Origin of the sequence: Polaromonas sp. YR568, assembly GCF_943369675.1 — a bacterium.
In the GTDB taxonomy this organism is placed as follows: Bacteria; Pseudomonadota; Gammaproteobacteria; order Burkholderiales; family Burkholderiaceae_C; genus Polaromonas.
In genome coordinates this window covers 1-13115 of sequence record NZ_CALROB020000074.1, presented here as the reverse complement: position 1 = coordinate 13115, position 13115 = coordinate 1, and the positions used below count along the sequence as shown (strand labels likewise).

At 66.6% G+C, this 13115-nt stretch carries 6 protein-coding genes; 5 read left to right on the top strand and 1 reads right to left on the bottom strand.

Going from position 1 to position 13115, the window contains the following annotated elements; all coding sequences use genetic code 11:
- The first annotated feature begins 214 nt into the window (after positions 1-214).
- The 5 genes from ACLV8F_RS24015 (at position 215) to ACLV8F_RS23995 (ending at position 11473) form a co-directional block, all read left to right on the top strand.
- On the top strand, positions 215-1138 hold the full coding sequence (locus ACLV8F_RS24015; RefSeq protein ID WP_411886711.1) for a ribokinase: 924 nt from the start codon (positions 215-217) through the stop codon (positions 1136-1138).
- Between the two features lie 271 nt (positions 1139-1409).
- A complete protein-coding gene (locus tag ACLV8F_RS24010; protein WP_411886710.1) occupies positions 1410-2963 on the top strand; it encodes an efflux RND transporter periplasmic adaptor subunit in 1554 nt (517 codons plus the stop codon).
- Positions 2964-2985: 22 nt separating this feature from the next.
- Positions 2986-6075, top strand: coding sequence for an efflux RND transporter permease subunit (locus ACLV8F_RS24005; protein ID WP_411886709.1), 3090 nt, complete (start codon positions 2986-2988; stop codon positions 6073-6075).
- Between the two features lie 646 nt (positions 6076-6721).
- A complete protein-coding gene (locus ACLV8F_RS24000; protein ID WP_411886708.1) occupies positions 6722-10027 on the top strand; it encodes an efflux RND transporter permease subunit in 3306 nt (1101 codons plus the stop codon).
- A 12-nt stretch (positions 10028-10039) separates the two neighbouring features.
- Complete coding sequence (locus ACLV8F_RS23995) at positions 10040-11473, top strand: efflux transporter outer membrane subunit (RefSeq protein WP_411886707.1); 1434 nt, start codon at positions 10040-10042, stop codon at positions 11471-11473.
- A gap of 91 nt (positions 11474-11564) precedes the next feature.
- On the opposite strand, the gene ACLV8F_RS23990 is transcribed toward ACLV8F_RS23995, so the two are convergent.
- Positions 11565-13115 (bottom strand): calcium-binding protein (locus ACLV8F_RS23990; RefSeq protein WP_411886706.1); only part of this gene is annotated, 1551 nt, incomplete at its 5' end.

Here is a 13115-nt window from a genome sequence, read left to right as displayed (position 1 = left end):
TTGCTGCTGCTCGCCATGACCTTCTTCCCGCAAATAGTCCTGTGGCTCCCACAGACCATGGGCTACGGAGGAAAATGACCCACCCCCGAAGCGCCTGCGGCGCCTCCACCCTCAAGGGGGCGACGCTTGCGGCCCGGCAAAGCCGGTTCCGCGGCGTCCGCTTGGTGGATTGGGGTCATGCGTCGGATCTGGCCCTTATCCTGGATGCCGCTAAATGGATGACGATGTGAATGCTGATGTGGTCTGCGTCGCGAGCTGGAACGCCGACCTGATCTCCAGGGTGGCGCGGCCGGTTGCCCGCGGCGAGACGCTGATGGCCTCCGATTTCAGCATCAGCCCGGGCGGCAAGGGCAGCAATGCCGCGGTGGCCGCCGCGCGCCAGGGTGCGCGTGTCGCCTTGCTCGCCCGCATAGGTGACGACGACTTCGGCCGCATGGGCATGGCGCTCTGGCATGACGAAGGCATAGACACCCGCCACGTCGAGCAGGCTGCCGGCGAGCGCAGCGGCGTCGCGCAAATCCTGGTTTATGACGACGGCGACAACAGCATCGCCGTCTACCCCGGCGCCGGCACCGGCCTGGGCGCGCGCCACGCGCAGGCTGCGGCAACGCTGCTGGCGGGCTGCCGCGTCGTGATGGCGTCCTGCGAAGTGCCGGCCGAGGCCACGCTGGAAGCTTTTCGCCTGGCCCGTGCGGCCGGCGCGCTCACCTTGCTCAATCCCGCGCCCGCGCGCCCGCTCAGTGATGAATTGATTTCGCTGGTGGACGTGCTCACGCCCAACGAGAGCGAACTGTATTTGCTGGCCGGCCCGGCGCATGCCGGCTCGGCCGACGAGGCTGCGGCACAGTTGCTGGCCCGCGGCGCCCGCGCCGTGCTGGTCACGCTGGGCGCGGCCGGTTGCCGCCTTTACCAGGCCGGCCACGCGCCGCTGACCATGCCGGGCCGCGCCATGGCCGTGCGCGACACCATAGGCGCGGGCGACACCTTCACCGGCGCGCTGGCGGCGGCCCTGGCGCGCGGCGAGCCCTTGGCCGGCGCCATGCAATGGGCCAACGCGGCGGCCGCGCTCTCGGTCACGCGGCACGGCGCCATTGACGGCATCCCGCGCCTTGCGGATGTGGCGGCGCTGATCGCTTGATCGGCTGAACCGCTACAAGCCCGACCCGCTATCAAAACAGTAGCTGGAAACGCCGCAACGGCGTAATTTCCCGCCGGGGTGTAGGCCAAGCTCCGCTTTACAGGATATTTACGCGCCTCTATCGGGCGCTATACCTGCGCCCTCGGGCTTGCAGTGATAATTATTGAGCGCTGTTGGAGCAGGCCCCAGGGTCTGGGGCAAACAGCGGCAATCCCACACAAAAAAATGCCGCGCCGCCTGGTTGACGCGGCGGGCACCCCAAGGACAGCTGATGGACCCGAAAGCCGAAACCCCTCCCCGCAAACGCATCAGCCGCCGCGCGTCCATCATCGGCAGCGTCATCGCCCTGATCGCCCTGGCCGCCATAGGCTGGCTGGCCTGGCACCTGACCCACCCTTCCGCCGACGCGGCCGGCGGCCCCGGCGGTTTTGGCGCGGGCAGGCGCGGCCCGCCGTCTACCACGGTCGGCGTCGCCACCGCCGAGCGGGCCAACATCCCCATCGTGCTGGACGCCCTGGGCACCGTCACCCCGCAGGCCACCGTCCGGGTGCGGCCGCAGGTCTCGGGCGTGATGGAAAAAGTCCTCTTCAAGGAAGGCCAGATGGTCAAGGCCGGCGAGCTGCTGGCCACCATAGATCCGCGCCAGTTTGAAATGGCCCTGATGCAGGCCAGCGGCCAGCGCCAGCGCGACGAAGCCCAGCTCGACAGCGCGCGCGTCACCTTGCAGCGCTTCAAGACCCTGCTGGAGCAAGACTCCATCGCCCGCCAGGAGGTCGACACCCAGGCCGCGCTGGTCAAGCAGCTGGAAGGCACGGTCGTTGTCGACAAGGCCTCCGAAGGCACGGAGCGCCTGAACCTGGGCTACACCCGCGTGGTCGCGCCCGTGAGCGGCCGCGTCGGCCTGCGCACCGTGGACGTCGGCAACGTGGTGAGCAACGGCGACGCCAACGGCATCGCCCTGATCACCCAGATCACGCCCATCGACGTCGTCTTCGCCATCCCGCAAGACCAGGTCGGCGAGCTGCAGCAAAACGCCGCCAAAGGCCAGGTCATGCAGGTCACCGCGCTCGACCGCACGCGTGCCGTCACGCTGGACACCGGCACATTCGCCTCGCTGGACAACCAGGTCGATATCACCACCGGCACCGTCAAGGCCAAGGCCCGCTTCAACAACAGCCAGCTCAACCTCTATCCCAGCCAGTTCGTCAACGTGCGCCTGCAGGTGCGCACCATTGAAAACGCCGTGGTCGTGCCCGTCACGGCCGTGCGCCTTGGCAGCACCGGCGATTACGTCTATGTGGTCAACCAGGACCGCACCGTCTCACTCAGGCCCGTCAAGCGCGGCCAGGCCACCGTCGAAAAGATCGTGATCAGCTCCGGCCTGGAAGCGGGCGAGCGCGTCATCACCGAAGGCGCCGACCGCCTCAAGGACGGCGCCAGCGTGGTGCTGCCCGGCGATGCGCCAGGTGCTGGCGCCGGAGGCAGGCGCCGCGGCGCCAGCGCACCGGGCGGTGGCGCGTCCGCGGCGGGACGCCACCGTGCGGCGTCCGACGCTGTTGCGGGTGCACCGCTTGCAACCCCTGCGCCGGCGGCGTCGGGTCCCGGCCCCGCCCCTGCGGCAGCGATGCAAGCCAACGCCGCGCCGCCCTCTATCGCAGGCCCCACCGCCGAGCAGCGCCAACGCATGCTGGCCCAGGCCAAGGACGACCCGGCCGCGCTGGAACGCCGCAAACGCTTCCTGGAACAGATTGACAAGGGCGACCCCGCCGCGCTGGCGCGCTGGCAAGGCATGAAGGACCAGCGCCGCGAACGGCCTGCGCAATGACCGCACGGCAGGATCCTTGCGCATGAGCCCGTCACAACCCTTTATCCTCCGCCCGGTCGCCACCTCTTTGCTGATGGTGGCCATCGTGCTGGCCGGCCTGGTGGGTTTCAAATTCCTGCCGCTGTCGGCCCTGCCGCAGGTCGATTACCCGACCATCCAGGTGCAGACGCTCTACCCCGGCGCCAGCCCCGAGGTCATGGCCCAGACCGTCACCGCGCCGCTGGAGCGCCAGTTCGGCCAGATGTCCGGCCTGCAGCGTTTAAGCTCCACCAGCGCGGCGGGCGTCTCCATCGTCACGCTGCAGTTCGGCCTGGGCATCACGCTCGACGTGGCCGAGCAGGAAGTGCAGGCCGCCATCAACGCCGGCGGCTCGCTGCTGCCGGCCGACCTGCCCGCGCCGCCGGTGTATGCCAAGGTCAACCCGGCCGACGCGCCGGTGCTCACGCTGGCCATTACCTCCGACACGCTGCCGCTCACCGAAGTGCAGAACATCGTCAATACGCGCCTGGCGCTCAAGATCAGCCAGGTCAACGGCGTGGGCCTGGTCTCGCTGAGCGGCGGGCAGCGCCCCGCCGTGCGCATACAGGCCGACACGCGCGCCCTCGCCTCCTTCGGCCTGGGCCTGGACTCGCTGCGCACCGCCATCACCGCCGCCAACGCCAACGGCGCCAAGGGCAGCATTGACGGGCCGACGCGCTCCTACTCGATCAACTCCAACGACCAGCTCGTCGCCGCGGCCGACTACCAGCGCCTCATCATTGCGTACCGCAACGGCGCGGCCATCCGTGTCTCCGACGTCGCGCAGGTCATCGACAGCGCCGAGAACATCAAGCTGGGCGCGTGGAGCGGCCTGAAACCCGCCATCATCCTCAACGTGCAGCGCCAGCCCGGCGCCAACGTGATCGCCACGGTGGACGCCATCAAGGCGCGCCTGCCCGAGTTGCAGGCCGGCCTGCCCACCTCGCTCAAGGTCGACGTGCTGAGCGACCGCACCACCGGCATACGGGCTTCGGTGCTGCACGTGGAGATCGAACTGGTGCTGGCCGTGCTGCTGGTGGTGCTGGTGATTTTTGCGTTTCTGCACAGCGTACGCGCCACCGTGATCGCCAGCCTGGCCGTGCCGATCTCGCTGATAGGCACCTGCGGCGCCATGTATTTGCTGGGCTACAGCCTGAACAACCTGAGCCTGATGGCGCTGACGATCGCCACCGGCTTCGTCGTCGACGATGCCATCGTGATGATCGAAAACATCTCGCGCTACATCGAAAAAGGCGAAGAGCCCATGGCCGCCGCCCTCAAGGGCGCGACGCAGATCGGCTTCACCATCATTTCGCTGACAGTGTCGCTGATCGCCGTGCTGATCCCGCTGCTCTTCATGGGCGACGTGGTGGGCCGGCTGTTCCGCGAATTCGCCATCACGCTGGCCATCACCATCCTGATCTCCGCGGTGGTCTCGCTCACGCTGGTGCCCATGATGTCGGCGCGCTGGCTCACACGCCACCCCGAGAACGAACCAGAAGGCGGGAAATTCGGCAAGCGCATGCAGGCATTTTTCGACGGGGTCATCGTGCACTACGACCGCTGGTTGACCTGGGTGCTCAAGCGCCAGGGCCTCACGCTGCTGGTGGCGCTGGGCACGCTGCTGCTCACGGTGCTGCTCTATGTGCTGATCCCCAAGGGCCTGTTCCCGACGCAGGACACCGGCCAGCTGCAGGCCCGCATCGAAACCGCGCAATCGGTGTCCTACGCCCGCATGGCCGGCCTGCAGCAGGCGGCCGCCAAGGCCATCCTGGAAGACCCCGACGTCGAAACGCTGAGCTCCTTCATCGGCGTGGACGCGGCCAACAACACCATGCTGCACACCGGCCGCATGCTGATCAACCTCAAGTCCAGCCGCAGCGGCAGCCAGCAGGAAACCATGGACAGGCTCAAGGAGCGCGTCGGCAAGGTGGCCGGCGTCACGCTCTATTTGCAGCCGACACAGGACTTGACGATTGACGCCGAAACCGGCCCCACGCAGTTCCGCGTCTCGCTCGAAGGCTCGGACAACGCCACCGTGGTGCTGTGGGCCAACAAGCTCAGCGAGCGCATGCGGCAGTTGCCCGGCGTGCGCAACGTCGCCTCCGACGCCGGCTCCAGCGGAGCCTCGGCCTACATCAACGTCGACCGCGACACCGCCTCGCGCCTGTCGGTCACCACCTCGTCGATCGACGACGCGCTCTACAGCGCCTTCGGCCAGCGCATCGTCTCCACCATCTTCACCGAGACCAACCAGTACCGCGTGATCCTCGAAGCCATGCCCGACCCGCTGGCCACGCCGGCTTCGCTGGGCGCGCTGCAGCTCAAGACCGGCGGCGGCACCACCACGCCGCTGTCGGCGATTGCCACCATCAGCGAGCAACCCGCACCGCTGCAGATCACCCGCGTCGCCCAGTACCCGGCCACCACGCTGGGCTTTGACACCGCGCCCGGCGTCTCGCTGGGCACCGCGGTCGACGAAATCCGCCAGGCCGCCAAAGACATCGCCCTGCCCGCCAGCGTGACCCTGACCTTCCTGGGCGCGGCCGGCGCCTACCAGTCCTCGCTGTCCAACCAGCTGTGGCTGATCCTCGCGGCCGTGATCTGCGTCTACATCGTGCTCGGCGTGCTGTACGAAAGCTATATCCACCCGCTGACGATTTTGTCCACCCTGCCCTCGGCCGGCGTGGGCGCGCTGCTGGCGCTGATGATCAGCGGCTCCGACCTCGGGGTGATAGGCATCATCGGCATCATCCTGCTGATCGGCATTGTGAAAAAAAACGCCATCATGATGATCGACTTCGCGATCGACGCCGAACGCAACGAAGGCAAGTCTCCGCAGGAAGCCATCCATCAGGCGGCCCTGCTGCGATTCCGGCCCATCCTGATGACTACGCTGGCCGCGCTGTTTGCCGCTGTGCCCTTGATGCTCGGCTTCGGCGAGGGGGCTGAATTGCGGCAGCCGCTGGGCTTGTCGATTTTTGGCGGGCTGATTGTCAGCCAGATGCTCACGCTGTTTACTACGCCGGTTATCTATTTGGGGTTTGACCGGTTAGGGCGGAGATTTAAACGCAAGAAAGAGGTTCTTGCGTGAAGGCCTCTTTTTGCTTTCCCGCCGGAGGCTCCTTGCTTGAGGCTGCTGGCCGGGGGTTGCCCGGCGGCAACTCACTTTCTTTTGCTTCGCCAAAAGAAAGTAAGCAAAGAAAAGGCGACCCTGGTTGCTGCGTCCCTCCGCTTCGCTACGGGCAACCTGCGGTGCTCGGTTCAGGCGGGGTCTCGCTAAACTCGCTTCGCTCAAACAACGCGATCCCTTATCCGCCTGAACCTCCGCTCCTCGGCGCATCCACAAGGGGCAATCGGGAGCGGGGAAAAATACCGACAAGGACACGCCTTGGCGTGTCCTTGTTCCTTCAGGTATTCGGGATTTTGTCTTCGGCTGTTCGGTATTCCTGTCCCCATCCCTTGTGGATGCGCCGAGGAGCGGAGGGCCAGACGGATCAGGGCAAAAACTTGTTTGAGCGAAGCGAGTTGTTTTTGACCCCGTCTGGACCGAGCACCGCAGGTTGCCCGCAGCGAAGCGGAGGGACGCAGCAACCAGGGTCGCCTTTTCTTTTGCTTACTTTTCTTTTGGCGAAGCAAAAGAAAAGTGAGTTGCCGCCGGGCACCCCCCGGCCAACGGCCCTCAGCAATGAGCGTCCCGCCGGAGCAAGAACCGGCCAGGTCGGGGGAGGAATCCCCGCATGAACCTCTCCGAGCCCTTCGTCCGCCGCCCTGTAGCAACAGTCCTCCTCACCATAGGCCTGTGCCTCGCGGGCATAGGCGCCTTCTTCGTCCTCCCGGTCTCGCCGCTTCCGCAAGTCGACTTCCCGGTCATCTCGGTCAGTGCCTCGCTGCCGGGCGCCAGCCCCGCGACCATGGCCAGCAGTGTGGCGACGCCGCTGGAGCGGCGCCTTGGGGTGATCGCGGGTGTCAATGAAATGACGTCTTCGAGCGGCAGCGGCTCGACGCGCATCAGCCTGCAGTTCGACCTGAACCGCAAGATCGACTCGGCCGCGCGCGAGGTTCAGGCGGCCATCAATGCCTCGCGGGCGGACCTGCCGGCCACGCTGCGCAGCAACCCGACTTACCGCAAGGCCAACCCGGCCTCGGCGCCGGTCATCATCCTGGCACTCACGTCCAAGACGCGTTCGCCGGGGCAGATTTACGACGAGGTCTCCAACCTCATCCAGCAAAAGATCGCCCAGGTGCCGGGCGTGGGCGACGTGGAGCTGGGTGGCGGCTCGCTGCCTGCCGTGCGGGTGGAGCTCAACCCCTTTGCGCTGAACCGCTACGGTGTGAGTTCGGAAGACGTGCGCGCCGCGCTGCAGGCCTCCAACGCCAACCGGCCGCGCGGCGCGATTGAGGGCAACGGCCAGCGCTTCCAGATCTACACCGGCTCCAGCACCGCCAGCGGCGGGCGGCGGGCGGCCGACTACCAGGACCTGATCGTGGCCTGGCGCAACAACGCGGCGATACGCCTGCGCGACGTGGCCGAGGTTCTGGACGGCGTGGAGAACGTCAACACCCTGGGCCTGTTCAACGGCGAGCCGGCCGTCATCGTTCTGGTCACGCGCCAGCCGGCCGCGAACGTGATCGAAACCGTCAACGGCGTGCGCGACCTGCTGCCCGAGCTGCAAGCGCAGTTGCCGCAAGACGTCAAGCTGGAGGTCGCGTCCGACAGCACCAACTCGATACGCGCCTCGCTGCATGAGATCGAAATCACGCTGATCATCTCCATCGTGCTGGTGGTGCTGGTGGTCAGCGCCTTTTTGCGCAGCGCGCGCGCCACCATCATCCCGGCGGTGGCCACGGTGGCCTCGCTGCTGGGCACCTTCGGCGTGATGTACCTGATGGGGTTTTCGCTCAACAACCTGAGCCTGATGGCGCTGACCGTCGCCACCGGCTTTGTGGTCGACGACGCCATCGTCGTGCTCGAAAACACCAGCCGCCACATCGAGGCCGGCATGGACCGCTTCAAGGCGGCGCTGCTGGGCGCGCGCGAGGTCGGCTTTACCGTGCTGTCCATCAGCCTGTCGCTGGTGGCGGTGTTCATCCCGCTGCTCTTCATGGGCGGGCAGACGGGCCGGCTATTCCGCGAATTCGCCGTCACGCTGTCGGCGGCGGTGCTGATCTCCCTGGTCATTTCGCTGACCACCACGCCCATGATGTGCGCCTGGCTGCTCACGCCCGATGCGCACGACAAGCCGCCCGGCCGCGTTGCCCGCTGGTTTGAACGGGGCTTTAACCGGGTGCACCGCGGTTATGAAACCAGCCTCGACTGGGCGCTGCACAGCAAGCTGCTGGTGATGCTGATCCTGGCGGCCGTGGTGGGCCTGAACGTTTACCTGTATGTGAAAGCGCCCAAGGGCTTCTTCCCGCAACAGGACACCGGCCAGATCAACGGCGGCCTGCGCGCCGACCGCAGCATTTCCTTCCAGGCCATGCAGGCCAAACTCAAACAACTCGTCGACATCATCCGCGCCGACCCGGCGGTGGACACCGTGGTCGGCTTTACCGGCGGCTCGCGCGCCGGCGGCGGCTTCATGTTCATCAACCTCAAGCCGGTCGGCCAGCGCAAGGACGGCGGCCAGGCCGTGATCGCGCGGCTGCGGCCGCAACTCGCGCAGGTGACGGGCATCAGCCTCTTCCTCAACACCGTGCAGGACTTGCGCGGCGGCGGGCGCCAGACCAACTCGACCTACCAGTACACGCTGAAAAGCGACAACGCGGCCGACCTGAGCCTGTGGGCCACGCGCCTGGCCGAACGCATGAAGACCCAGGACGCGCTGACCGACGTGGACACCGACCAGCAGGAAAACGGCGTGGAAACCATGGTCACCGTCGACAAGGAAAGCGCCGCGCGCCTGGGCATCAGCTCGCGCGACGTGGACAACGCGCTCTACAACGGCTTCGGCCAGCGCCAGGTGGCCACGATTTATGCCGAGCTCAACCAGTACCACGTGATCATGGAGGTCGCGCCGCGCTACACGCGCAGCCCCGAGTCGCTCAAGGACATTTATGTGCCGGCCAAGGGCGGGGGCGGGGCGAGTACCACCACCACAGCCTCCACCAGTACCACGTCCACCACAACAGGTGGCACGGGCACATCGGGCACGGCGGCCACCACGGCCGCAAGCACGGGCAGCACCCCCACCAGCAGCGCCAACCCGGGCCTGCGCGATTCGTCGAGCGGCAATGTGCTGAGCACGGCGGCGACCAACATGGTGCCCCTGTCGGCGATTGCGCGTTTCAGCGAGAACCCGACCGCCGCCTCCATCGCCCATGAAGACGGCGAGCTCTCAACCACCGTGTCTTACAACCTGGCCGACGGCTCCACCTTGAGCGACGGCGAAGCAGCCGTGCGCCAGGCCGAGGCCGACATCCATATGCCCAGCAATGTGCGCGGCAGTTTTGCCGGCACGGCGCGCAGCGCGCAGGAATCGCAGGGCCAGCAGCCGCTGCTGATCCTGGCCGCGCTGGTGGTGATCTACATCGTGCTCGGCATCCTGTACGAAAGCCTGATCCACCCCATCACCGTGCTCTCCACCCTCCCCTCCGCCGGCGTGGGCGCGGTGCTGGCGCTGCTGATGTTCAAGCTCGACTTTTCCATCATCGCGCTGATCGGCGTGTTCCTGCTGATAGGCATCGTCAAGAAAAACGCCATCCTGATCATCGACTTCGCGCTGGAGGCTGAGCGCTCGCGCGGCATCTCGGCGCTTGAAGCGGTGCGCGAAGCCTGCCTGCTGCGCTTTCGCCCCATCCTCATGACCACACTGGCCGCCATCCTGGGCGCGCTGCCGCTGGCCATAGGCTTCGGCGAAGGCGCCGAACTGCGCCGCCCGCTGGGCATCGCCATCATCGGCGGGCTGATCGCCAGCCAGGTGCTGACGTTGCTGACCACACCCGTGGTCTATGTGCTGATGGACAAGCTGCGCCGCCGCAGCCCCCAGGAGCGCCAGCTCAGCCGCCATCCCGGCGAAACCGACGCGCCGCTGCAAGCGCAATGACGGACTAGCACCATGAACAACACTTCCCGCACTCCTCGTTTTGACCTCAAGCTGCTTGCCGCCGCCGCCCTGCTGGCCGTGCTCACCACCGGCTGTGCCGTCGGCCCCGACTACAAGGTGCCCGCCACCGCCGAAGTCACCCGTTTCAAGGAAGCCGAAGGCTGGGTGCCCGCAGCACCGGCCGATGCACTGGAACGCGGCCCCTGGTGGCGCCTCTTCAACGACCCGGTGCTGGACCAGCTGCAGTCGCGCGTCGACGTCTCCAACCAGAACGTCGCGCTGGCCGTGGCCGCCTATGCGCAGGCGCGCGCGCTGGTGCGCGAGCAGCGCGCCTCGCTGTTCCCTTCGGTCACGCTGGACGGCGGCGCCTCGCGTTCGCGCTCCAGCGGCAACGTCGCCACCGGCACCACAGGCCGCATCGGCAACAACTACCAGCTCAGCATAGGCGGCAGCTGGGAGCCCGACGTCTGGGGCCGGCTGGGCCGCGCGGTCAGCAGCGCCACGGCGGGCGAACAGGCCAGCGCCGCCGACCTGGCCTCGGCCAAGCTTTCGGCCCAGGGCGAACTCGCCGCCAACTATTTTTCGCTGCGCCAGACCGATGCGCAAAAGGCGCTGCTCGAAAGCACGTTGACGGGCTACCAGCGTGCGCTCGAGATCACGCAGAACCGCTACACCGCCGGCATTGCCGCCAAGACCGACGTGCTGCAGGCGCAAACCCAGCTCGCCAACGCCCAGGCCGACAACGCCGGCCTGGTGCGCACACGCGCGCAGCTGGAACACGCGATTGCCGTGCTGGTCGGCGAAGCGCCCGGCAACTTCAGCCTGCCGCCCATCGCATGGAACCCGCTGGTACCCGAAGTGCCGATAGGCGTTCCCTCAGACCTGCTGCAGCGCCGCCCCGACATTGCCGCCGCCGAGCGCAGCGTGGCTTCCGCGAATGAACAAATCGGCATCGCCCAAAGCGCCTACTACCCCAGCCTGGGCCTCAGCGCCTCGGTGGGCACCGGCGCCAGCCGCGTGGCAGATTTGTTCAAGGCATCGAGCAACGTCTGGTCCTTGGGCCTGTCGGCCGCGCAGCTGATTTTTGATGCCGGCGCCACCGGCGCCCGTGTGGACGGCGCGCGCGCCGCGCACGAACAGACCGTGGCCCGCTACCGCCAGACCGTGCTGGTCGCCTTCCAGGATGTGGAAGACCAGCTTGCCGCCACCCGCGTGCTGCTGACGCAACAGGAACTGCGCCGCCAGGCCTCGGAAGCGGCCGACCAGGTCGAGCAGCAAGTCCTGAACCGCTACCGCAGCGGCCAGGTCGGCTACACCGAAGTCATCACCGCCCAGGCCACGGCCCTGAGCGCCCGCCGCGCCCTGGTGCAAGCCATGGCCGACCGCCAGACCACCGCAGTGGCGCTAATCCAGTCGCTGGGCGGCGGCTGGCAAGCGGCGAAATAAGAAGACCCAAAGAAAAAGCCCGCCGCGCAATCAAGCACGCCGGGCTCGCCAGGCTGCGCGAACGCGCAACCCTGAACCGGTTTAAAGCAGCTTAGTGCCAGTTGGCCGCCAGCACAGGCGCCAGCGCTGTTTGCTGCGCGGCCGTCAGATTCGTCTGCCCCATGGGCGGCGGCGCAAAAGCAGCCATGGCCTGCACCAGGCTCTGAACCTGCGTGTCCAACAGCAGCATGTTGTCACCGCTCTTGATCTGCTCGACGTGGTAGGTATTGCCCGAGTACCAGTTCTGTACCAGGGTCTTGTCGGCCGTGCCGATAATGCTGACTTCCAGGTCATTGCCGGTTTGGCGGAACCACAGCTGCTGGGTGTTGACGTCGCCGAGGAACTGCAGCACATCGGTGTTGCCGGCCGTACTGTCGTTTTCTTGAATGATGTCGGCACCGCAACCGCGCTGGAAAACATAGATGTCTGAACCGGTTCCGCCGATCAAGGTGTCATTGTCCGCTTCACCATACAAGACGTCATTGTCGTCATCGCCGAACAGCAAGTCGTTGCCATTGCCGCCCCACATGCGGTCAACACCCATTTGCCCGCCCATCCTGTCGTCGCCACCCTCGCCATAGAGCCAGTCATTGCCGTCCTCGCCATGGACCAGGTCAGCGCCGGCCCCAGCCCAGATCGTGTCACTGCCCCCGCCGCCAAACAGGCCGTTGGCGCCGGTGTTGCCCATAAGAAGGTCGTCCACCACCGTGCCCACCACGTCCTCGATTTCCACGAGCGTGTCGATATAGCTTGGTAAGTTGAGGCCTGCCGTGAGGAATTTTTCCACCCTGCCGGTGGCCAGGTTGACCCTGAGGCCGCCGGCCATTCCGCTGCTGAAATAGTCCGCCACGTCTATGCCGCCGACACCGCCATCCAACGTGTCATTGCCAGCGCCGCCAAGCAACCTGTCATAGCCGGACTGGCCGTACAGAATGTCATTGTCCGCGTCGCCAGACAAGAGGTCATTGCCCTCATCGCCGTACAGCGTGTCATTGCCGCTGCCGCCCAACAGGGTGTCGTGACCGATCTGCCCGCCCATCCTGTCGTCACCGTCCTCGCCATAAAGCAAATCGTTGTCGTCCTCGCCATGAAGCAGGTCATTGCCGCCCCCGCCCTTGATCGTGTCGTCGCCGCCGTTGCCAAACAGGCCGTTCGGCCGCTCGTTGCCCAGGAGGAGGTCGGCCGCCGCCGTGCCCACCACGTCCTCGATCTCCACCAGCGTGTCGATATAGCTGGGTGTGGTGAGGCCTGCCGTGAGGAATTTTTCCACCCGGCCGGTGGCCAGGTTGGCCTTGACGCCGCCGGCCATGCCGCTGTTGCGGTAGTCCGCCACGTCTATGCCGCCGGCTCCGCCGTCCAGCCAGTCATTGCCCGCGCCGCCAAGCAACCTGTCGTTGTCGGCCTGGCCGTACAGGGTGTCATTGTCCGCATCGCCGGCCAAGACGTCATTGCCCTCATCGCCGAACAGCGTGTCATTGCCGATGCCGCCCCACAGGCAGTCATCGCCGAGCTGCCCACCCATCCTGTCGTCGCCGTCCTCTCCATAAAGCAAATCGTTGTCGCCATCGCCATGAAGCAGGTCATTGCCGGCCCCGCCCTTGAG

What these genes read in the sequence shown, in the direction of transcription:
- ACLV8F_RS24010 (WP_411886710.1), top strand. Translation starts at nt 1,410, where the DNA reads ATGGACCCGAAAGCCGAAACCCCTCCCCGCAAACGCATCAGCCGCCGC.
- ACLV8F_RS23995 (WP_411886707.1), top strand. Translation starts at nt 10,040, where the DNA reads ATGAACAACACTTCCCGCACTCCTCGTTTTGACCTCAAGCTGCTTGCC.
- ACLV8F_RS24000 (WP_411886708.1), top strand. Translation starts at nt 6,722, where the DNA reads ATGAACCTCTCCGAGCCCTTCGTCCGCCGCCCTGTAGCAACAGTCCTC.
- ACLV8F_RS24005 (WP_411886709.1), top strand. Translation starts at nt 2,986, where the DNA reads ATGAGCCCGTCACAACCCTTTATCCTCCGCCCGGTCGCCACCTCTTTG.
- ACLV8F_RS24015 (WP_411886711.1), top strand. Translation starts at nt 215, where the DNA reads ATGGATGACGATGTGAATGCTGATGTGGTCTGCGTCGCGAGCTGGAAC.